Annotated in this window: 22 protein-coding genes; 11 read left to right on the plus strand and 11 right to left on the minus strand. The window is 44.5% G+C overall.

The annotated features are described in order from the left end of the window. Positions 1-116: 116 nt before the first annotated feature. Entirely contained in the window at positions 117-1,709 is a 1,593-nt protein-coding gene (norR, locus tag AB4623_RS11500) for a nitric oxide reductase transcriptional regulator NorR (RefSeq protein WP_017062637.1), read from the plus strand. Between the two features lie 89 nt (positions 1,710-1,798). After that, positions 1,799-2,158 carry a glutaredoxin gene (locus tag AB4623_RS11505; RefSeq protein ID WP_017062638.1) on the plus strand — a complete coding sequence of 120 codons (360 nt, stop codon included), beginning with the start codon at positions 1,799-1,801 and terminating at the stop codon, positions 2,156-2,158. Between the two features lie 109 nt (positions 2,159-2,267). Here AB4623_RS11505 and AB4623_RS11510 read toward each other — a convergent pair whose 3' ends face one another. Beyond that, on the minus strand, positions 2,268-2,903 hold the full coding sequence (locus tag AB4623_RS11510; protein WP_029235219.1) for an OmpA family protein: 636 nt from the start codon (positions 2,901-2,903) through the stop codon (positions 2,268-2,270). Between the two features lie 258 nt (positions 2,904-3,161). Between AB4623_RS11510 and AB4623_RS11515 the strand changes: the two genes are divergently transcribed. The 6 genes from AB4623_RS11515 to AB4623_RS11540 all read left to right on the plus strand — a co-directional run bounded on the left by AB4623_RS11515 (position 3,162) and on the right by AB4623_RS11540 (position 8,775). After that, positions 3,162-3,788, plus strand: coding sequence for a thioredoxin domain-containing protein (locus tag AB4623_RS11515; RefSeq protein ID WP_017062641.1), 627 nt, complete (start codon positions 3,162-3,164; stop codon positions 3,786-3,788). Between the two features lie 76 nt (positions 3,789-3,864). Then, the gene (locus AB4623_RS11520) at positions 3,865-4,338 is read left to right on the plus strand and encodes an FKBP-type peptidyl-prolyl cis-trans isomerase (protein WP_017062642.1); all 474 of its coding nucleotides are present in this window, start codon (positions 3,865-3,867) and stop codon (positions 4,336-4,338) included. Between the two features lie 188 nt (positions 4,339-4,526). Beyond that, the gene (locus AB4623_RS11525; protein WP_017062643.1) at positions 4,527-5,117 is read left to right on the plus strand and encodes a TetR/AcrR family transcriptional regulator; all 591 of its coding nucleotides are present in this window, start codon (positions 4,527-4,529) and stop codon (positions 5,115-5,117) included. Between the two features lie 143 nt (positions 5,118-5,260). Next, positions 5,261-6,292, plus strand: coding sequence for an NADP-dependent oxidoreductase (locus AB4623_RS11530; RefSeq protein WP_017062644.1), 1,032 nt, complete (start codon positions 5,261-5,263; stop codon positions 6,290-6,292). A 35-nt stretch (positions 6,293-6,327) separates the two neighbouring features. Then, positions 6,328-6,948 carry a glutathione S-transferase family protein gene (locus tag AB4623_RS11535; protein WP_017064479.1) on the plus strand — a complete coding sequence of 207 codons (621 nt, stop codon included), beginning with the start codon at positions 6,328-6,330 and terminating at the stop codon, positions 6,946-6,948. Between the two features lie 150 nt (positions 6,949-7,098). Next, positions 7,099-8,775: a pseudouridine synthase gene (locus tag AB4623_RS11540; protein WP_372058977.1), complete on the plus strand. Its 1,677-nt coding sequence runs from the start codon at positions 7,099-7,101 to the stop codon at positions 8,773-8,775. Positions 8,776-8,941: 166 nt separating this feature from the next. Here AB4623_RS11540 and AB4623_RS11545 read toward each other — a convergent pair whose 3' ends face one another. From AB4623_RS11545 to AB4623_RS11555, 3 genes are all read right to left on the minus strand, one after another. Further along, positions 8,942-9,235 (minus strand): YkgJ family cysteine cluster protein, encoded by a 294-nt coding sequence (locus AB4623_RS11545; protein WP_080582263.1) that lies wholly within the window; start codon positions 9,233-9,235, stop codon positions 8,942-8,944. 175 nt (positions 9,236-9,410) lie between these two features. Then, on the minus strand, positions 9,411-10,595 hold the full coding sequence (locus tag AB4623_RS11550; RefSeq protein ID WP_017064476.1) for a D-alanyl-D-alanine carboxypeptidase family protein: 1,185 nt from the start codon (positions 10,593-10,595) through the stop codon (positions 9,411-9,413). Positions 10,596-10,773: 178 nt separating this feature from the next. Beyond that, positions 10,774-11,361: a DUF4136 domain-containing protein gene (locus tag AB4623_RS11555; RefSeq protein ID WP_102333490.1), complete on the minus strand. Its 588-nt coding sequence runs from the start codon at positions 11,359-11,361 to the stop codon at positions 10,774-10,776. 268 nt (positions 11,362-11,629) lie between these two features. Here AB4623_RS11555 and AB4623_RS11560 point away from each other — a divergent pair, with 268 nt between their 5' ends. Then, positions 11,630-11,884, plus strand: a complete 255-nt coding sequence (locus AB4623_RS11560) for a YgjV family protein (RefSeq protein WP_017068159.1) — start codon at positions 11,630-11,632, stop codon at positions 11,882-11,884. A gap of 135 nt (positions 11,885-12,019) precedes the next feature. Here the strand turns inward: AB4623_RS11560 and AB4623_RS11565 are convergent, their stop codons facing one another. Together AB4623_RS11565 and AB4623_RS11570 are read right to left on the minus strand one after the other, a co-directional pair. Continuing rightward, positions 12,020-13,483 (minus strand): sensor domain-containing diguanylate cyclase, encoded by a 1,464-nt coding sequence (locus tag AB4623_RS11565; protein WP_102333489.1) that lies wholly within the window; start codon positions 13,481-13,483, stop codon positions 12,020-12,022. A gap of 294 nt (positions 13,484-13,777) precedes the next feature. Further along, positions 13,778-16,945, minus strand: coding sequence for a chitinase C-terminal domain-containing protein (locus AB4623_RS11570; protein ID WP_136978166.1), 3,168 nt, complete (start codon positions 16,943-16,945; stop codon positions 13,778-13,780). 476 nt (positions 16,946-17,421) lie between these two features. Here AB4623_RS11570 and AB4623_RS11575 point away from each other — a divergent pair, with 476 nt between their 5' ends. Next, complete coding sequence (locus AB4623_RS11575) at positions 17,422-19,008, plus strand: BCCT family transporter (RefSeq protein ID WP_017072212.1); 1,587 nt, start codon at positions 17,422-17,424, stop codon at positions 19,006-19,008. A gap of 128 nt (positions 19,009-19,136) precedes the next feature. On the opposite strand, the gene AB4623_RS11580 is transcribed toward AB4623_RS11575, so the two are convergent. Continuing rightward, positions 19,137-19,499, minus strand: coding sequence for a RidA family protein (locus AB4623_RS11580; protein WP_017062654.1), 363 nt, complete (start codon positions 19,497-19,499; stop codon positions 19,137-19,139). Positions 19,500-19,780: 281 nt separating this feature from the next. Here AB4623_RS11580 and AB4623_RS11585 point away from each other — a divergent pair, with 281 nt between their 5' ends. Then, entirely contained in the window at positions 19,781-20,227 is a 447-nt protein-coding gene (locus AB4623_RS11585) for a DUF417 family protein (protein ID WP_017108085.1), read from the plus strand. 116 nt (positions 20,228-20,343) lie between these two features. Here AB4623_RS11585 and AB4623_RS11590 read toward each other — a convergent pair whose 3' ends face one another. The 4 genes from AB4623_RS11590 to AB4623_RS11605 form a co-directional block, all read right to left on the minus strand. Next, positions 20,344-20,862, minus strand: coding sequence for a GNAT family N-acetyltransferase (locus AB4623_RS11590; RefSeq protein ID WP_102428561.1), 519 nt, complete (start codon positions 20,860-20,862; stop codon positions 20,344-20,346). Positions 20,863-20,931: 69 nt separating this feature from the next. Next, complete coding sequence (locus AB4623_RS11595) at positions 20,932-21,396, minus strand: acyltransferase (protein WP_372146424.1); 465 nt, start codon at positions 21,394-21,396, stop codon at positions 20,932-20,934. Positions 21,397-21,514: 118 nt separating this feature from the next. Beyond that, on the minus strand, positions 21,515-21,664 hold the full coding sequence (locus AB4623_RS11600; RefSeq protein WP_017062658.1) for a hypothetical protein: 150 nt from the start codon (positions 21,662-21,664) through the stop codon (positions 21,515-21,517). 94 nt (positions 21,665-21,758) lie between these two features. Next, positions 21,759-22,115 (minus strand): hypothetical protein, encoded by a 357-nt coding sequence (locus AB4623_RS11605; RefSeq protein ID WP_371725287.1) that lies wholly within the window; start codon positions 22,113-22,115, stop codon positions 21,759-21,761. Positions 22,116-22,251 lie beyond the last annotated feature (136 nt).

A 22,251-nucleotide genomic window follows, 5' to 3' on the forward strand; every position in this document is an offset into this window, starting at 1 on the left:
CCCCGTCATTACTGGTTTTCTTCTCAAAACTCATCTTATAAAAATGTCAAAAAGACCTTTTTTTTAAGTCAATAAGACTCTATTATGTAGATAAACACACACAGTTAGAGTTTTTTATGCAAGATATCTCCGCATCTACCCTCATGGAAATGACCATTGGCCTCGCAAGTGGTGTCAACGATCAAGATCGTTTCAATCGCCTGATCGATGCCATTCGCAAAACCATAACGTGTGATTGTGTCGCGCTTTTAAGCCTTCAAGGCGACACGCTAGTACCTATCGCAATGCAAGGGCTCAGCCGAGATACATTCGGTCGTCGCTTTATCATTTCAGAACACCCACGATTTGAAGAGATCTGCGCGTCTCGCTCTCCTGTTCGTTTCGATGCTGACAGCTCCCTACCTGATCCTTTCGATGGTTTGCTTATTGACCATGATGGCGATTTACCAATGCATGCTTGTATGGGCTTGCCTTTGCTATTTGGCGACAAGTTATTGGGCATTCTGACTCTAGATAGCTTGAAACCTGATGTCTTCGCGAATATTCCGGCGCGGAACCTTGAAGTACTGGCAGCTATTGCAGCCTCAACCATGCAGATGGCACTGACCTTCTCGCAACTTGAGCATCAAGCAAAACAGTCAAAGCAATTACTCGAAGAATTGAACGTAGAAGCGTGGGAACGTGACGGCGGTGAGTTGATTGGTAACAGTGACACCATGGTCGCGCTTAAGAACGACATCGCTGTTGTAGCTCCATCTGAGTTTAATATCTTGATTCATGGTGACACCGGGGTTGGTAAAGAGCTTGTGGCTCGCACCCTGCACCACCAATCTCAACGTAAACGTAACCCACTCGTCTACGTAAACTGTGCTGCAATTTCTGAAAACTTAGTAGAGAGTGAACTGTTTGGTCACGTTCGTGGCGCGTTCACTGGCGCAGACAAAAACCGCTTAGGTAAATTTGCTTTAGCCGATGGTGGCACACTGTTCCTTGATGAGATTGGTGAATTGCCTTTGGCCGCTCAAAGTAAGCTCCTACGTGCGCTGCAAAACAACGAAATCCAACCGGTTGGCCAAGACAACATTCAAACCATTGATGTGCGAGTATTGGCAGCGACAAACCGAGATCTAAAACAAGAAGTTGAAGACGGTCGATTCAGAGCCGATTTGTACCACCGATTGAGTGTGTATCCTATCGCGGTGCCAGCACTGAAAGATCGTGGTGACGACATCAGCCTATTAGCGGGTTTCTTCTTAGAACAAGCGCGTCGTAAGCTTGGTATCAACCAAGTTAAGTTCCGCTCCGACGTTCTTTCTTTCCTAAACCGTTATGGTTGGCCGGGTAACGTGCGTGAACTTGAGCATGTGATCAGTCGTTCCGCATTGAAAGCGTTAGCGCGCAGCACCAATAAAAACCTGGTGACAATCACCAAGGAAGATTGTGGTCCTCTAGACCAAGATCAGCCAATTGCGACGACTCAGGTGAAAAACACACCATTATCGACACCAACGATCGACCTTTCTGCAGGGCTACGTGGTGCAACGGACGATTTTCAACGCAGTATCATTACTGAGGTGTTGGAAGATGCCAACTTTAACTGGGCACAAGCAGGGCGAGTTCTGAAAACAGACCGAGCAAATCTGACTCGACTGTCTAAGCGTTTAGGGCTAAATGTGGCTAAGTCTCATACGATCGAACGGACAAAATAGATATTAGCGGTTTGTTGCGAGCATCTGACAAAACTTGTGTATATAATGCTGCAAATTGTAACGCTAATTTTAAATATGTAGAGAGAGTTATGAAGTTTATCCGTTGGTTCTTAGGTCGTGTCATCTTGTTATTGAATTTTGTTTTCAGCCCACGTGGTGTGAAGCGTTCTCAAGAAGAACAAAGCAAAGTAAATGAGCAAGCAAAAACGCACACGTTATACCAATTCGAAGCGTGCCCATTTTGTGTGAAAGTGCGCCGCGCGATGAAACGTCAGTCGGTTCAATTTGAACTTCGTGATGCAAAAAACAACGAGCAACACCGTGCTGAGCTTGAAGCTGGCGGCGGTCGTGTGAAAGTGCCTTGTCTACGTATCGAAAAAGACGGCAAAACTGAGTGGATGTACGAATCTTCAGATATCGTGACTTACTTAGAAAAGCAGTTTGCATAAGCAATAAAGCAACAAAAGTCAGATACAAAAAATCCCTCGAATGTGAGGGATTTTTTATGTCTGTTATTTGGCGTTAATCGCTTCAAATTGGGCGCGAAAGTTCAAACGACTACTTCGTGACAATCAGCATCAATTCAACACGGCGGTTACACGCCTTGCCTTGCGCAGAAGCGTTCGTACAAGCTGGAACATACTCACCGAAGCCACGAGTATAGATGGAACGACTTGATACGTAGTTACTCTCTAATCGAGCCTTCACTTCTTTTGCTCGCTGCTCTGAAAGCGGATCATTGATTCGATCTGTGCCCGTGTTATCGGTGTGCCCTTCAATCACCACATCAATATCTTGGCGTTGAGCAAGGTAGCTGCCTAGCGTATCTAGCCATTGATTATACGCTGGCTCAGGGAATGCTGAACCTGTTTTAAAGTTCACGTGCTGCTCAAGCTTTACCATCACATGGTTACCCGGCAACACTTCAAAATCGATGCGGTTTTGTCTTAAAAAGACTTCCAGTGGGTCGTTAGTCGAAACGCCACGTCCGTAGTTGGTCGTGATGGTTCTGTGTTGATGAGTGCTACTCTGGATAGAGTACCCACGATTGCTTGCTACATGAGTCGTTTGAACCACACCCCATTCAGGATGCATCAAGTCGTAATCGGTTTGTGGTGCAGTCTCTAGCATGTCACCGCCAAGTAAGTCAGTTGGTGACGTGGCTTCACACCCAGCCAAAGCTATGCTTAACATTATCGCTAAATATCTCATTACTTCACCAACCACTCATGCAGATAAACCATTCACTAATGTCTATATCGGCACCGAGGGAAAAACTTTAGACGAAAAGAAAGCAGAACCCAAAAAAGTGCTGTTGATCACAGTTAACCGTCTACTAGCTTGTCTTCAGCCGCTAGTTCGAACTGTTTGCATTTATTTACCTTATAATTGTTTTCCAATTCGTACTAAATAGTTAGAATCTCACGACTTCTCAACGCTAGAGCAAACATTATGTTTAAACCATTTACTAAATTCATCACAGCACTCGCTGCCGTACTCATTATCGCGGGTTGTAGTGAAACAGACGAGCCACAAAAAGGCGTTCAATACGAAGCGCTTCCTACTGCTCTAACAGAATTTAACTTGTCTCCGATCACTGAAATCTTCTCTCTTAACTGTGGTCACTGCCGTCAAATGGAAAGTGCCATTCCAGAGATTGAATCTCTAACAGACCAAACTATTGGCAAGATGCACGTGACGTTCAACGAAAGCGCTCAAATCAGCGCAATGATCTACTACACAGCAGTGATGCAGCTTGATGCGACGCCTGACCACGCATTCATGGACGACCTATTTGGTGCCGTTCAAATGGGTGCAGATGCAACACCTGAGCAGCGTCAACAAGCACTAGAGACAGCGTTTACTTCTCGTGGTTTGGTTAGCCCATACCAGCTGAATAAAGAACAGCAAGTCGCTCTTTTCGACTACGTTAAGCAAGCAGAAGAGATCTCAGTAAAAGGTCAGATCAACTCAGTACCAACCTTTATCATCAACGGTAAATACCAAGTACTAACAGCAGGTCACCAAGACGTTGCTGGCATTGCAAAAACGATCAACTACCTTTTGACTCAACCATAATCACGGCTTTAGTCAACTGATTAACACATTTTGTATTAACTACGAAATTCAGCACTCAATATAAATAGGTTTTACTATGTCTAAATTTGTCATCCCGGTCATTGTCTTTCTTTTGGCGGGTTTCATGATTTACCGTACTTGGACGAATCATAAGTCTGGCGGAGAAAACTTCGAACAAGGCCAACAATTTCTAATTGAAAACGGCACTAAAGAAGGCGTGATTACGACTGAAAGCGGTCTTCAATACCTTGTTCTTGAAGAAGGTACAGGCACAGAGCACCCAACTAAGAACAGCAAAGTAACGGTTCACTACCACGGTACGCTAATCGACGGCACTGTTTTCGACAGCTCTGTTGAGCGCGGCGAGCCAATCTCATTTGCTCTTAAGCAAGTAATTAAAGGCTGGCAAGAAGGTTTGACTTACATGGTTGAAGGCCAAAAAGTTCGTCTATTTATTCCAAGCACTCTAGCTTACGGTAAAGGCGGTTCAGGCCCTATCCCACCATCATCGACTCTGATTTTTGATGTAGAACTCATCTCTATCAAATAATCGAAGTGATTGATTTAAGCCCCAACATACGCGCTATGTCGGGGCTTTTTTATATCTGAACATTTGAAGCCTCTTTAGATATTGAGCTATTTAGCTATTTAGCTATTTAGCTACTGTAACAACGACCAAATATACCCTCGAAAACCGACCACTAGACGACTGGTCTAATTTAACTTATAGTACCGCCCATGAACGAAAAAACGAATGACACACGCCTGCATGTTTTAGATGTTGGCTACCAATTAATAGTGAACAACGGCTTTAACGGCGTTGGCTTATCGCAATTGCTTAAAGAAGCGGACGTGCCGAAAGGGTCGTTTTACCACTACTTTAAATCGAAAGAGCAATTTGGCGAAGCTCTGATCCAGCACTATTTTGAGACCTACATCAGCAGAGTTGAAACTATTTTGGTTCATGGTGAAGGCAACCATTACCAGAGAATTGTCAGTTATTTCACTCGATGGTCACAGATTGAAAACGGCACCTGCAATGCTCATAAATGCTTGGTCGTTAAACTCAGCGCGGAAGTTTCTGATCTTTCTGATCCTATGCGCCAAGCGCTATTAAAGGGTGCAGAAAAAGTGACGAATACCATCGAACAGTGCATTGTCGGCGGTATTGAAGATGGCTCCATAAAGGTTGAAGAGAGCCAAGAAGCAGCTCAGAACCTATACTCAATGTGGTTAGGCGCCAGCTTATTGAGCAAGCTGAGCCAAAGCTCACATAGCTTACAGTCAGCTTTGAGCCTTACCGAACGAATTTTAAAAGGTGAAAGCTAATAACGCGCAGCGCGCTTTATTGGCTTTAACTTAAAAAAATCACCCGCCCTCTTATCAATTTGATGACGGCGGGATTTTTAGACAACAAGACTAGACGACTGGTCTAATTCTAAATGTATAAAATACACAATTAAGGACATCCAATGACTCAACAAGACAATCGCCGAATCGTATTGGCTTCTCGCCCAGTTGGCGCACCGACTCAAGACAACTTCCGTTTAGAGACAATAGCTGCGCCAAGCATCAAAGACGGCGAGATGTTACTTCGCTCAGTTTACCTTTCTCTAGACCCATACATGCGTGGTCGTATGAGCGATGCTAAATCCTACGCAGATCCCGTTGCGATTGATGAAGTGATGGTAGGCGCAACCGTATGTCAGGTTGAAGAATCAAACCACGCTGATTACGAAATTGGCGAGTGGGTACTGGCTTACACAGGTTGGCAAGATCTTGGTGTGTCTAACGGTGAAGGCCTTATCAAACTAGGTAAAGAACCAACGCACCCTTCTTACGCGCTTGGCATCATGGGTATGCCTGGTTTTACTGCTTACATGGGCTTGCTTGATATCGGCCAACCTAAAGAAGGCGACACGCTAGTCGTTGCAGCAGCAACAGGTGCTGTAGGCGCAACCGTTGGACAAATCGGCAAACTAAAAGGCTGTCGTGTTATCGGCGTTGCAGGCGGTCAAGAGAAGTGTCAGTACGCGAAAGAGATTCTTGGCTTTGATGAATGCATCGACCACAAAGCTGACGACTTCGCGGAGCAATTGGCTAAAGCGTGTGACAACGGCATCGACGTTTACTTTGAAAACGTTGGCGGCAAGGTATTCGATGCAGTAATGCCTCTGCTTAACACAGGTGCTCGTATTCCTGTGTGTGGCCTTATCTCTCAATACAATGCGACTTCACTGCCTGAAGGACCAGATCGTATGTCTAGCCTGATGGGTATGCTGCTTGTTAAAAGAATTAAGATGCAAGGTTTCATCATCTTTGATGACTACGCACACCGTTACAACGAATTTGCTGTTCAAATGACAGAATGGTTGTCTCAAGGCAAGATGCACTATCGTGAGCACCTGGTTGAAGGTCTAGAAAATGCGCCACAAGCATTCATGGGCCTATTGGAAGGTCAGAACTTCGGTAAGCTTGTTATCAAAACGAACGAAGCTAAATAAATTCAATAAACTGAACCCGTTAACTAGGTAGAATCATGATTACTTTGCATCACCTGAATAAGTCGCGCTCAAAGCGCATCATCTGGCTATTGGAAGAGCTTGGGGTAGATTACCAAATCAAACCCTACCAACGAGACAGTGTCACTTTTCTTGCACCACCAGAACTCAAATCCATTCACCCATTGGGTAAATCTCCTGTCATTGAAGACGATGGCGTCGTGATCACTGAATCTGGTGCTATCACGGAATACCTAATCGACAAATACGGTCAGGGTAAGTTCGCACCTACACGCGGCACCGCAAACTACGTTGAGTATTCGCAATGGCTTCACTTCGCTGAGAGTTCAGGTATTTTGCCAATGCTGCTTAAGATCTTTGTAATGAAGGACGGCTGTGAAACTAACTTCCTAGGCGGTTATGCAGACGATGAAAACCAAAAGATCCTCACTTACGTGAATAATGCACTTGAAGGTAAAACCTACTTGGTTGCAGACACACTAACAGGTGCAGATTTTATGATGTCGTTCATCGTAGAAATCGTGGGTAACTTTGGTGCAACTGCGCTTTACCCTAACATCGCTAAATACGGTGAACTTTTAAAGAGCCACCCTGCTTACCAAAAAGCTGAGCAAGTAGAGCTAGAACACTCGAACTGATCGAGTTTCACTCAAACACGTGCTTGCTAGAGTAAACACAAGAAACTAAATGAAGCCAAAGCCGATTTATCTTCTGCTTTGGCTTCTCATTTGTCTTCATTTCGACAACAATACCGAACTCTAACTGAACAGCCATAGAGTTTGATCTTAATGCCAACAAACCTCGCTCAATACACACCTCTGCACCTAGCAAACACGAATGTCGATTTAGCGCTACCGACTCGTTTTACGTTTCCGTATTACTATACCCCGCACCCTGTGTGTGAATTCGCTATGCTGCAGCTTCAGCAATCACTTGTCGACTGTGGTGTGAATGAAACCTCGCAAGGTAATCTCTACGCTGTGCTTCTTGTTCAGAATCCAACCACACAAGGGTTAGGTTACCTTTCTGCGTTTTCAGGCTTGCAGTTAGATCCGGCTTTGGTCTCTCAGTTAAACAACATTCACTTTGTTCCACCAGCCTTCGATTCAAAACAGTTTCAATCTCAAAACAGTGCGAACCTTGCTCGACAATTGCAGCTCTCGGACGACATTGAAAAGCTGCAACAGTCGCACAATCTAGACACATTATTGGCCGAGCTTGAAGGGTTAAAAATCGAATCAGCAAAAGCTATCGAAGCCTTTCAGTTAGCAATGGCCGCAAACAAAGCTCAGCGTAACGAACTCAGAGAACAAGCCAATCAAGAAAAAGCATTAGGGAATCTAGAGTCAGCGGCGAATTTGCTCAAACAACTGGGCAATCAAAGTAGCCAAGAGAAACGTGACCTAAAAGCACTTCGTATTGAGTGGAAACAGAAGATCGCAGAGCGCCAATCACAAATTGATTTGATTGAAAGCGAACTGAAAAACCGTAAGCAAGATCACCAAGCAGTTTCACAACAGTTGGAAACTCAACGCCTCTCTCACTATCGCTTTATCAATCAAGCCAAGCAATCTAAGAATTTACTCGAGTTGCTCGATGGTAAAGACGCGCTTGAAGGCTCTGGTGACTGCTGCCTACCAAAGCTGCTTAACTTCGCCTTTGAACACGGGTTCAAGCCGTTAGCTTTGTCTGAGTTTTGGTGGGGATTACCGCCTACAGACATCATTCGACAACACGCAAACCTCTACCCTGTTTGTCAGAGTAAAAGCTTTGAGATCCTCGAACACCAGTTAAGTGGCATAGAGCTAGAAGATAACCCGCTTATCGTGAACCCTGCGGTTGGTAAGTCTTTTAATATTGTTTATGAAGACGATGAAATCGTAGTCGTCAATAAGCCTGAAGAGTTCTTGTCGGTTCCCGGTAAGTTCATCGAAGATTCAGTTTATACCCGCATAAAAGCGCGTTACCCGGATGCGACTGGTCCTTTGATTATCCATAGGTTGGATATGTCGACGTCAGGTTTGTTGATCTTGGCGCTCACGGCGGAATCAAACAAGCATATTCAGAAGCAGTTCATTAATAGAACCGTAGAGAAACGCTACACCGCTTTGTTAGATGGCGAGATAACGGGCGAATCTGGCAATATCAGCCTTCCTTTGCGCGGCGACATCACGGACAGACCAAGACAACTGGTTTGTCACCAACACGGCCGAAATGCAGAGACCCATTGGCAAGTGGTTAGCACTCACAATGGCAAAACCAAGGTTCACTTGTACCCTAAAACAGGGCGAACCCACCAGCTGCGAGTGCACTGTGCTCATCCATTAGGGCTTGCTGTACCTATTCGTGGTGACGACTTATACGGATACAAACGCGAGCGCTTACACCTGCACGCTGGCTACTTAAAGTTGATTCACCCGACAACCGGTGAATGGATGGAGTTTGAAGTGCCTTCCGAGTTCTAAACTCTAACTTATCGAGCTAAGACTCTTATCTCACTCAATATTTGATCTCATAAAACGCATCAAGGTTCTACAACTGCTTAAGGTATAGAACCCTGATATTTAATTTTAATGTGATTATCACAGTTCATTAGCGTACTTTAGTTACTGAGTTCAATACTGCAGACGCCTAGCCCATCACATCTTTGCGCTGGTCAACACATTCGAAAGAGCCCATTTCGAACTCGCGACAGATCCATGGTCGGTTTTCGTAGATAGTACACATCAGTGTTTCTCTATCTACCGCAGAACACCAGCCGTCGTCTAAGCGCTTCATGGTTTCACCGCCCCATTCATCATAAGCGATGTGCTCTTCAGGTACGCCCGTATCTGTGATGATCATAACCTCTAAACGACAACAGCATGCCTGACAATTTGCACAGGTTACTTCGGGTTCGGTTACGTTCTTTATATCTATCGTCATAAGTGACTACACTGCTAAATTTTGCGTATAGTAATCGAAACCGCCCGCTACGGCTAATAAAGATAGTGCGGCGCGGCGTTTTCATTGATGTAGAAATAACAAAGGGCGCTGTGATTCACTCACAACACCCATAATATTTCGACTTTTCAGCGCGGCTTATCGCCACAGGCTCTATTTAGAACAGGCTCGCGAAGAACAGCTTAACGTAGTCTATTAAACGTTTGAACAAACCGCCCTGTTCAACCGCTTCAAGCGCGATCAAAGGCTGAGTTTGAACATCTTCGCCATCAACGGTGTAATGAACCACACCTAGAGTTTGACCTTCTGCAATTGGCGCTTTCAGTTCAGAGTTAAGCTCGATAGATGCAGTCAGCTTTTTACTGTCTGACTTAGGCAACGTAATGAACGTGTCTTCTGCCACACCTAATTTCAATGTGTCTTGCTCACCAAACCATACCTTCTCTTCAGCCACTTGATCGCCGCCTTTATGCGGGTTTAGTGTATCGAAGAAACGGAAACCGTAGCTCAACAGCTGTTTGCTGTCTGATTCACGGCTCTTAACGCTTGATGCGCCCATCACAACCGCGATAAGTCTCATCTCACCTTGTGTCGCTGAACTCGCCAAACTGTAGCCAGCACCAGAGGTGTAGCCCGTTTTCATGCCATCAACGGTTAAGCTTCTATCACGCAACAAGCCATTACGGTTATGTTGAGTGATGCCGTTGTAACTGAAAGAGCGTTCGCTGTATAAGCCATACACATCCGGTAAATCACGAATAATGGCACGACCGAGTAACGCGATATCGTAAGGAGTCGAATAGAGGTCGTCTGCATCCAAACCATGTGCATTGGCAAAATGGGTGTTTTCTAGCTTCAGAGAGGTAGCCCAAGAGTTCATCAGGTCAACGAATGCATCTTGTGAGCCTGCAACATGCTCTGCAATCGCAACGCTAGCATCATTACCGGATTGAATAATCAAGCCACGATAAAGATCCATCATTGCTACATCGGTGTTTACTTCGATGAACATTTTTGAAGAGTCTGGGAAGTTCTTCGCCCACGCGTTCTCACTGATTCGTACCTGATCATCAGCAGAGATGTTGCCTCGCTTCATCTCTTGACCTGCCACATAACTGGTCATCAGTTTGGTCAAGCTTGCTGGGTTTAACTTCGTATGTGCGTTTTTTTCTACCAGCACATCACCAGAATTAAAATCAATTAACACATACCCTTTTGCGCCTAGGCTAGGTGGGCTTGGTACTATAGAAGGTGCTGCGATAGCTGCATTACTTACCATCGCGGCGTTACTTACAATGAATATACTTAATAGAGGGAGAGAGTATTTGGAAAACAGTTTCATTGAATCAAACCTAAGTTAACGTTTTGAGCAGTATAGACAAATGCTAGCAAAAGAAGCGCGAACTTTACGTTGCTTTACGTATTTGTACCATTCGTTACAAATAAAAAAGTATAATCTGCGATCTGACCATATTTTCCACAACTAATATTTACTCCACGAATGCATTCAACGCCTAATGCTATCGCTCAGGCATGCGTCTAAATAACATTTCAACAAAGCCAGTAATACGCTGTTTGCTCTCGCTTGGCTCTAAATCAGGTTGGATGCCAGACTGTGCTAATGCTTGCCATTGTACGACCTCTGAGTTAGGTACGAAAAACGCAATGTACAACGACCCTTTCTCCGCGACTTTACCTTCACCATCGTAAAATGGCACACCAGTAAATAGCTTAATCGCATCGAAGATAGACTCATCGTTCAGTTCCGATTCTTCCGCTAATCCAAAGCCTACAACAACATCACCGACACCATCCTGCTTTAACTGATAACCTTTACTTGAGAGCTGTTCTTGAATCGAATCACGCACTAAATCGGTTACCACGGTTTCATCGTATTTTTGAGAAAGGTAAACCTTTTCTGACTCAGGGTGCCAGGAGTACGTCATCACGCCGTGTTTCATGAAACCAAAGTCACCGCTAGTGACCACACCATAATTGTGTGTGGGTGGTATTTCTTGCGTAGAGCATGCGGTCAGCCCAATAGCCATCAAAGCCAATAGTGCTGCTTTTTTTATGCTTTTTGTTGCACAAATGGATCGTTTTATCATTCGAGGCTTCCTTACCTATATAAGAATAACTATCAATTCAACCTCCAACATAAATAGTAATTATGTTAATAGAAAGGTCATTAAACGTTTGCGTAATCGCTAACCTTCACCTCTGTCTGTTTTGGGGGTTTAATCACAAAAACAGAGTTGGTATAGTTCTCCCCGTTAAACAAAACCAGACCATTCGAGGCACGGAGCTTCCTCAATCATCTCATGAAGAGAAGAATTGGTACCGACAAAGTATCGGCAAATTTAAGAGGGTCAAACAATGGAATTCAATATGGTTGAAATTTTAGGTTACGCTGCGTCTATTATGGTCGCAATTTCATTAACAATGAAAGATATCGTTCGTCTGCGTGTCCTTAACTTTATTGGCTGTGCACTCTTCACAGCATACGGCATCATGATTGACGCATGGCCAGTTGCAGCCACCAACGGCTTTATCGCTTGTGTAAACATCTACTTCCTTGCAAAAATGCAAAAGGAAAAAAAAACGGAAGCGATGAAAGCAGCGAAAGCTTAAATTAACGATTAGCCTTTCAAATAATTCTGAAAAAGCCCAAATAGAGCGATCTATTTGGGCTTTTTTGTGTTTGTCGTTCTCAAGAGCTCGATTTGTGTGAACAAAACTTTTCAATTCAATGAGGCTTTCAACCGATCACATGTAAGCAACGTGATATTCGTTCTCTCGATACGCTTGAGTGTTGTTACGTCCACTCTCTTTTGCTTGATAAAGCGCTTTGTCGGCTTTATCGATAGCGGTTTCAATGTCAGTCAGTGCTTGAGCATGGCAACAACCAGCGCTGATTGTTACTGGCGACACTAAGCCTTGAAGTTGCTCAACACATAACCGTAACGCCTCTGATAATTCGAATAACTCATGTTCATCACAATCAAACGTCACCAAAATAAACTCTTCACCGCCATAGCGTGCAATCAAACGACGACGGTTAACAAATCTCTTCAGTGATTTTGCGACCTCACAGATAACCCTATCGCCTTGAGCATGACCATATTGATCGTTCACCCGCTTGAAATGGTCAATATCCAGCAAAATGACACCGACATTTGTTAGCGGATAAGGCGACCTTTGAGTAATTTTCAGTTTTAGCTGCTCGATAAAACTCCGTCGGCTAGGAAGGCCTGTGAGGTAATCGAGGCTCGCAACATCCAATATTTTGAGATGACGATGCCGCAGGTAAAGCACCAGAACAACAATGATACTCAGTAGACTAACAACCAACGTCATCAAACTTGCCAACAATAAGCTGTGGTTCTTGTTGAGCTCTTGTTCTAAGACACCAGCAGAAATAACCCAATTAAGATACGGATAAAACTTGTAGAAGATGTTTTTACTCGTCGTGCCATCTGCCGTAGAGATAGAGTAACTAAAGTGACCTTCAGGTTCATCGACGACTTTATCGATAAGCAACTCTGAAGAGTCATCAATCAAGGTTTTTAAGTGCTCGTGTTCAAAGTTAGGTTGAAGGACTAACGTGCCTTGTAAATCAACGATATATACATAGCCACTATCGCCATACGAGTACTTTCTCAATTTGTCTTTAAGTGCTTCGAGATCAACCAGGTACATCAGTTCATCTTTATAGGTGGTCGCCACCAATGTATTGCCACTCGGTAGCCTCACTGAATATGCGACCTTCGCACGCTTGCCAACTTCATGTGGATTGGCGTGCGAGTATTGGGTCATTCCAGACTGTAAGCTCAGTTGTTGTTGAATATGGGTTAAATGCGCGCGATTTTTCCCTTGTAAAAACGGGTGATATAGATGAATACCTTGTGGTGACATCAGGTAGATATAACCAGACTCTCCAATCACCAATTCGTTGGCAATTCGAATGACTTCTTCAACTTCTTGTTCTGGAGAGACACGCAGTGCGTGAGAGGCGACGGTATCAGTCACACCTTTTAGATAGGTTTTGATCGCTTCGTTGACTGTGGTGTCTACGATGTCGTAACTCGCGTTCACAATAGTACGAAAGAAGAATTGGTTGGAATCTAATAATGATTCTTTCGTCCGGTTGAATTGAACAGCAGAGAGGATCAGAGAAACTACGGCCAGCACAATTGAGAAACTAAGAATGTATTTACGTCTGACTTTCAAGATTACCCCGTAGATTTATAATTTCAGGTAACGCTGTGACTTCTCTTATATACAGACTGTTTTATATCATGTTTTTATTTTTTACTGAACGAGTGTCGATATTTTTAAGGGTTTCTATACGTAATCTGTGACTTATAACAAAAACGCCGAACTGGATTCAGTTCGGCTTTTTGATTTTACGTCTAGATTGATTACTTAATTGATACTAATTCCTGATAAATAGACTTAAAAGCATTTGTGTTTATTACCTATTACTACACTCTATTGTCTATAAATAGTTTGCTTAGCATTAAATTAAGAACAAACTTGAGTCCAGCTACCATCGCTACCCGGTTCAGAACTTGTCCACCAGTTTGCTTGGTAAACACTACCGTTGTGAACCACTTGGTCTCCTGTGTTTGCATGGCTTGGGTTACCTGCCCAATCTTTCTGAGGTAAGTCTGGGTAAACCGCTAAACCTGCCGTATCACATGTACCTGGATTGGTGCCACCATCGCCAGGGTTACCGCCACCTGAACTGATATCACCTAATGGTAGATCTGGCTGCTCGAAGCTAAACGCGTAATCAACGCCACCGACATTCACCGCGTAGTTAGCAGGGCCAGAAATTGGCAAGTAATACACCATGTCTAACTCATACACACCGCCAGCAGGAAGCTCTTCCCATGTCGGCAACGTAAACGCCACTCGGTGCATGGTTCCATCTAGTCCACCGATGTTATCCGCGCGAGTATGACCTGAAGCAATCACGGTCAAACCACCACCCGATTGATCTTTCGCGTTATCAGGTGCAGATACTGGGATATCGAATTGGAACTCAGTTCCACCCGGAAGAGCTTGCCCTGTGTTGTTCGTGAACGTGATCTTAGGGTTGATTGGGTAGTTTTGGTCACCGACTTTGAAGCCACCAACCGATACCGCGATATCTAGCGCTTCTGTTGGAATAGCACCCGTCGCTACTTTGTTTCCATATGGTGTTGCAGACTTAAACTTATCGTAGATAGCTTTCGTCATGGTGTTACCCATGTGGAACTCACCGTTACCGCTGTTACACGCTTGCTCAGTCGTATCGATAGAGCTTCGGTTGCCATTCGCATCGAGAACATAACAGTTATAATCCCCTGCTAGTTCCCAGAACATAATGCCGCCGATCTCTTTGTCGATAACGTAGTCCGCTTTCACGTCGATAGACTGTTTATCTTCTGTTGAAAGGAATACGCCCTTCTCTGCGTTCCACAACCAAGGGGCAACCGCCACACTGTCGTAGTTTCTCGTGTAAGTGCCCGTTAGAACATCTGAAGGATCATTCACAGGATCAAGCTTGTAAGCTTCAGCGTAAGAGCCCCAAATACCCTTCTCTAGGTTCTTCGCGTGCCACATAGGGTTAGAACCCGCGCCCATTTCGTTACCTTTTGGATCGGTATCGTGCCACATGTTGTCGATACCAATAGCGCCATGGCCACAGTTGTTTTTCTCGCCTTCACCCGTACCCGCTGAACATTCATATTGGTTTGGCAGTGCTGCTCGGCCCCAAAGACCATTCTCACCACCCGTTACGCCTTGCCAACCACGAGTGTAGTAAGGCACACCGATGTTAATACGGCCTGCTGGCATAGAACCACGGAAGTAATGGTAAGCCCAATCCGTGTTCAGATAACCAATACCACCGTAAGCCGCCGTGTCGTATACGTTCCACTGCGCTAGCTCTGAATCTTTACCCGTATCAAACAAGGCTGCGTTATGACCTACGTGATCGTTCCACGCACCGTGAAGGTCGTAAGACATGATGTTTACGTAATCGAGGTACTTGGTTACATCGAATGTTTCCATACCGCGTAATAGGTAACCAGAAGAAGGCGCTGCGATCGTTAACATGTAGTGATTGCCATCTTGCGCAGACGCCGCATCGAGCTTCTCACGTAGCACTTTCATCAACACTTGGTACGACGCCCACAGGTATTGACGACGCGGCTCCATGAAGTCTTTGTCGTATGGGTTACCTGCGCCAGCCATAGAAGTTGGGTATTCGTAATCGATATCTAGACCATCGAACTGGTACTTACGCAGCATTTCGACCGCTGAAGTCGCGAATGTTTCGATACCTTGATGGTTGATAGAACCATCAGCATTGGTCGTCATGGTGTAGAAACCACCATCAGCCACGCGGCTGCCATCAGTCGCGAAGTGACCACCTGTTTCAGCCCAACCACCGATTGAGATTAACGTTTTCACGCCGTGTTTTTTCTTCGCTGTCGCTAATGCACCGAAGTGACCTTTGAAGCCTAATGCCGGATCAACTTCCACACCCGGCCACTCTTTACCAACCGCTGCGTTATTTGGATCGTTTACATCACCGACGTTTACTTTGCCATCTGAACCGATGCTCACGAAAGCGTAGTTAATGTGTGTGAGTTGTTCCCAAGGAATATCATTTACTAGGTAAGCAGCTTGTGGGTCATCCCCTGCACGCCAACTTGTGAAGTAACCAATGACACGACGGGGATGGTCTGCGCCCATTTTCTCACGGCCTTCATCATCGTAAATTGTACAGTAAGGAACATCGACACCTTGAGTTTGATATAAGCCATCAGGGCGACATGTGCTCACTGTTGGAGCGCCGTTCACGGTCAAAGATGCCAACGCAGAATCTGCAGTCGCACCTTGGTCGTCTGTTGCTTTCGCGTAAACCGCTAAAGAACCCGCTTGAGTTGTTGTGTAATCTAACGTGTAAGGGCTCGTTGCAGCAGTGCCCACAAGAGCACCCGCTACGTAGAAATCAACCTTATCAACCGTGCCATCGCTATCTGCTGCCGTTGCTGTCAGTGTGACTACACCACCAACATCAACAGATGTCACTGAAAGTGCAACTGAAACTGTCGGTGCTTCATTCCCTGGTTGTGCTGAATCAACAGAAACAGAAACCGCACTTGCAACACTTGCTGCGCCTTCATTATCCGTTGCAACAACAGAAACCTGATGATTACCCGACGTTGCAGCCCAAGTCGCTTCGAAAGGTGCCGCTGTGACTACCGCAACAGATGCGCCATCAACAAAGAACTCAACCGAAGCCACACTGCCATCAGAATCTAGTGCTGTTGCACTCAATACAACATTATCGCCTTCAGTAATCACGTCAGAAGCAGAGGGTGCCGTTAATGAAGCCGTTGGTACTTCATTTGGCGTACCGCCACCTCCGCCACCACTACACACATCAATCTTTTTCCATTGTGCATAGTCACCCTCAAATTGGCTCGGGTTGTTATTTTGATTCCAGTAATTCGCTGAGTACGCGCTGCCGTCATGTGAAACCTGATCACCACCGGTGTACACCGTGGCGGAATCCCACGCTTCTAACGTTGAACAATCCACAGCCGCGTAGCTGTTGAACGCCATTAAGCATGACGCGGTGAGAGTACTGAGTGTAAAAACTTTCTTGGCCACTCTTCCTTGGTTTAGGTGCATGTTAGCTGTCCCTTAAGTTATTGTTTCAAGATGCTTAATTTAAGTGTCATATTTCTCATCACTTAAATCTCTTCGCAAAACAACTGTAGGTAACAGTGCCAATTTAACACCTAAAATATTCGATATTTATAAAATGACTCGCATTAATTTGTTTATAGCATGCAATGAGTCGACACTTATTTTGCACGAACAACTAATATTAAATTTATTTCGGTACGCTAAAAAATATCGCCTAATTCGTATCCTTAATTACAAAACTCTATTCATATCTGCTTTATTTGTTCGTTCTGAAATTTCGTTTTAAAACTAACCAAAAGGGATTGATTTCGCCGTAGAACTGATTTCTTTTCTAAATTTGCCCACTTTTTCTTAACAATTGTGGTAGTATCGCGGATTTTTTTGACGAACCTCACATTTCCAATGCAAGTGTGGGAGAAATACATAGGCTCGAAAGAGCCAAATATAGCGAAGAAATAATGTCCAACTTGACGCAAGTCGCCAACGAAAACATCAACGCAGAATCTACTTCTATCGATTTCAATAAAGCTCAATCTTTGGGTGAAAAACTGGAACTCGGAAACCCAGTCTTTTGGCTTAGTGGCAGTTTTTTAACCCTCTTTGTCATCCTAGCCTTCACCAACACCTCCGTGTTGTCCGAACTTGTAAACATCGGCTTTAGTTATTCAACTAAGTGGTTCGGTGCTTTCTGGCAAGTCCTACTACTTCTCAACTTCATTATCGGTTTAGTGCTTGCACTAGGTCGCACCGGCCACGTTCGCTTAGGAACGCTTGCCCTACCTGAAATGACCACCTTTAAATGGATGTCTATCGTCCTATGTACGCTGCTAGCCGGCGGTGGTGTGTTCTGGGCAGCCGCAGAGCCTATCGCTCACTTTGTTTCAGCTCCGCCACTGTATGGCAACGCAGATCCTCAAGCGATGGCGTTCAATGCTCTATCACAATCTTTCATGCACTGGGGTTTCCTTGCATGGGCAATCTTAGGTGGTTTGTCTTCCATCGTGTTAATGCACTTGCATTACGACAAAGGTCTTCCTCTTAAGCCTCGCACTCTGCTTTACCCAGTACTTGGCGACAAAGCGATTAACAGTTGGGTTGGTAACGTTGTCGACGCATGCAGCATCGTGGCTGTAGCCGCAGGTACTATCGGCCCTATCGGCTTCCTTGGCCTACAAATCAGCTACGCACTGAGCGAACTGTTTGGCATTTCAGACAGCTTTGCAACTCAAAGTGTTGTTATTATCTTTGCTATCGCAATGTACACGCTTTCTGCTTTGAGCGGCGTGAACAAAGGTATCCAACTGGTAAGCCGTTACAACATCATCTTGTCTGTGTGTCTAATCGGCTACATCCTTCTTGTTGGCCCAACGAGCTTCATCGTTGATGGCTACCTGCAAGGTATGGGCGAAATGGTTGATAACTTCATCCCAATGGCGCTATACCGCCAAGATACAGCATGGCTAGGTGGCTGGACTGTGTTCTTCTGGGGTTGGTTCTTAGGTTATGGCCCAATGATGGCGATCTTCATTGCTCGTATCTCACGTGGCCGTACTATTCGCCAAATGATCGTTTCTATTAGCATCGTTGCACCGCTTGTAACGTGTTTCTGGTTCAGCATCGTTGGTGGTAGTGGTCTAGCGTTTGAATTAGAGAACCCAGGTGTGATTTCTAGTGCGTTCGAAGGCTTCAACCTTCCGGCGGTTCTTCTAGCAATTACCGCGCAACTGCCGTTCCCAACTCTGATTGCAATTCTGTTCCTGATCCTGACGACCACGTTCATCGTGACAACAGGTGACTCAATGACTTACACCATCAGTGTGGTAATGACGGGTACGACAGAGCCAAACGCAGCGGTACGTACTTTCTGGGGTATCATCATGGGTGCGGTAGCGATCGCACTTATCTCAATGGGTTCAGGCGGCATCTCCGCTCTACAGTCGTTCATTGTAATCACAGCGGTTCCGGTATCGTTTATCTTGCTCCCGTGTCTATGGCACGCGCCGAAGATCGCGAAGCAGATGGCAAGAGATCAAGGTATCGCTTAATACCTGACCCGATTTAGTTTCGGGTAGCGTAGAACACTAAAAAGCCACTCAAGTGATTCACCTGAGTGGCTTTGTTTTATCTGTTCGTTACTTCTATCTACGAAGCTTATTTCAATCGATAGTTCGGCTTATTGAAACTTTTCACCCGCAGCAACCATAAACGACATCTCAACCAGTAGCTCAGGATTAGCAAGTTCTGCTTTCACGCATGCACGGCTTGGCGCGCAGCCTTCAGGGAACCACGCTTCCCAAACTTCATTGAGTGCATCAAAGTTAGCGAAATCCGTGAGATAAATAGTCACTGACAATACGCGAGATTTGTCGCTGTCTACCAAACTCATCATTTCTTCGGCTTGTTCGAAGATTTGCTGAACCTGACTCTTAATTCCTGCTGTTGTATCCGTCTCTGCGACTTCCACAAAGCTTGCAATACCGTTAAAAACAGTTACATCAGACCAACGTTTGGTCGGGTTAATTCTATGAATTTTCACTGGTTATACTCTTCTTATAATTAGGGTGAACATCAGCGTAATCTAATCCAAATCATGAATATTGAAAACAAAAATTAGAAAGCTCGCGTTACCTTTTGAACAGCACTATCGCCTACCCATTGCTTTGGTTCTCAACATCACTAGCCTTTGAGTTCCTATCGAGACAATAAGTCGCTACCTATTAAGTTTTTAGATAAATATATTAATTATTATTCTCAATGCGAAATTTAATCTGAGCTATTGCGGTCATATTCAGGGAGTTTATTAAATTGAGTACTTTTATGCATGTTCAAACCTATGATTTAAAACAGAGTAATGTGGGATATAACCTAGGCGTGATTGGCGTAGCGTTGGTGTTAGCTTGGATCGGTATTTACAAGTTTACGCCAACCGAAGCAATGCTTATCGAGCCTTTAATCGCAAACCATCCTGCAATGAACTGGCTTTACAATCTGTTCTCAGTCCAAGCTGTGTCTAACATGGTGGGTGGCGCGGAGATCATTGTCGCGATTGGACTGATCGTTGGATTTAAGAAACCGACAGTTGCCTTCTACTCAGGCATTGCTGCAGCGGCTATCTTTGTTGTGACACTCAGCTTCCTGATTACAACGCCAAACGCTTGGAAAGTATCGGATGGCATCTTAGTCACTAACTTCTTCCTAGTGAAAGACATCCTGTTTTTGGCAATCGCAATTAGCGTAATCGAACGCAATAAACCTCAGAAGTAACTGTATAACTAGAAGTGGCCATAACCCTAGAAGTAACCTTAAACCTTGAAAATAAAGGCTCGAAGCTGGCTAGAAGGACGCTGCCAGCTTCTAATGTATAAGGCACTGATAGTCACCTAGTCAGCTAAAACCTTACGATAATAATGAGCATCTTGATGTTCTCCTTTAAACACCGCGTAGCTCTCAACATACTCGACCAATTCAAAACCGGTATTGGATAAGATTTTGTTGGAACCGATATTGTCCACTAACGCATAGGCATCAACATATTTAAGGTTGGTCTGTTCCTCCAAATAGAGTAGAAACTGCTTTACTGCGTTAGACGCAATGCCTTTTGAAGCAAAGGAACGACCTACTCGATACCCTAGCTCTCCACTATGGGCGATCTGGTCGATATCGCGGATGTTGATTCTTCCACAGACAGTGCCATTGGCGTCTTTGATCAACATAGGAATCATCTCACCATTCTCGTATTCAGTTAGAAAGCTGGTGATTTGCTCGGTCACACCTGCATTTGAATAGAAGCTATCACCCCTAACTGGAATAAATTGCTCAAACCACTCTCGATTTTCGACCTCAAAATCCAAAAGCGCACTCGCGTCATTCGGTTGAAGTAAGTGTAAAAATACATCCATGACAAATACTCTAATGTTTCCCTAAAAAGCCGCACCTTATGATTCATGAACCACGGCTTATTAATACGGTTACGGTAAACCTCTCAATTTCTTGGCTGGGTTACCTGCGTAGATACCTTTATCGGTGATGTCTTTCGTTACCACACTGCCCGCGCCGATTACTGCACCTTCGCAAATGCTGACAGACAGAACCGTAGCGTTAGAACCGATCGTGACGTTGTCAGCTATCAAGGTACGCCCCCAACTTTCAGGATTAGGATCTGGCTTGCCCTCTTTGAATAAGTCGTTGGCAAACATGACTCCGTGACCAACAAAGCAGTCACTTCCAATGGTCACATACTCACAGATAAAGGTGTGAGATTGAATCTTGCTTCTCGCACCTATCACGGTGTTCTTTTGAATCTCAACAAAGGGGCCAACGAACACATCATCTTTAAGCTCACAGCCATAAACGTTACTTGGCTCGATGATAGTGACATTCTCGCCACAGGTAATATCAGTAATCTGTGACTTTAATACTCTTGGACTTGCCATACTTCACTTCCTCTCGACATTAGCGTCACAATTCAACCTAAGAGATTGTGCCGTAAGCATTAAAGTGCAGCAAATAGATATGTTGAGAGTTGGCAATGGATCAGAAATTCTGCATAAATTAAAACAGTCCCACCAGCACAACTGACAACAGCACCCCACCGATAAAACTTGGGGCGTGGAATGGCTGAGCTTTAGATCTAACGTACTCTTTTTGAAGGTCTTCTTGGTAAGTTTTAACGGCGAGTTCTTTTACGTAGTTATTTTGCATAATAAGCTCCTTCTTAATCAGTAAGAGAAGCTTAAGACTTCAAGTTAGGTTGAGGTAAAGCAAAAAATCAGATTAATTGAACACTTTATTTTTGTTACTCGAGGATTACCCTGAACACATCGTTATTCACGCCGCCAACATCTACTAACTCTCCCGGTTTCATTAGAAGCGAGGTGTTAAGCTGTCGTGTTGAACGTGGCTCTTTTGTTTCTCGAATCACTAACATATCGACAAAATAGCCAGAGTCTTTCTTTGATATTGAGCCCGAAAACGTAACGCTTTCAACCCTATCGGTAAGGACTGAATTGAATGTTTTATCCTCTAAAACACCTGCGGCGATGGATGTATCACCATAAAATAGCGTGATGGTTGTTGGGTCGGGTACCAACTCTTGATTGGACGAACACCCTATTAGGGTAAGGCATAGCAGTAAAATGGCTCGAAATTGCATAAACTGGTTTTCTTTATTACGTTAAGCGTCCGTTTTTCATATTAAAACACTTCAACCTTATAAATACCATGTTTACGGGATAAGCTTAGGTGTGTCGCTTCGATGGACTTGAGTAATGAAGTGAACGGATCAGATC

The organism is Vibrio sp. 10N.222.52.C12 (assembly GCF_041474215.1).
GTDB classification, from domain to species: Bacteria; Pseudomonadota; Gammaproteobacteria; order Enterobacterales; family Vibrionaceae; genus Vibrio; species Vibrio crassostreae_C.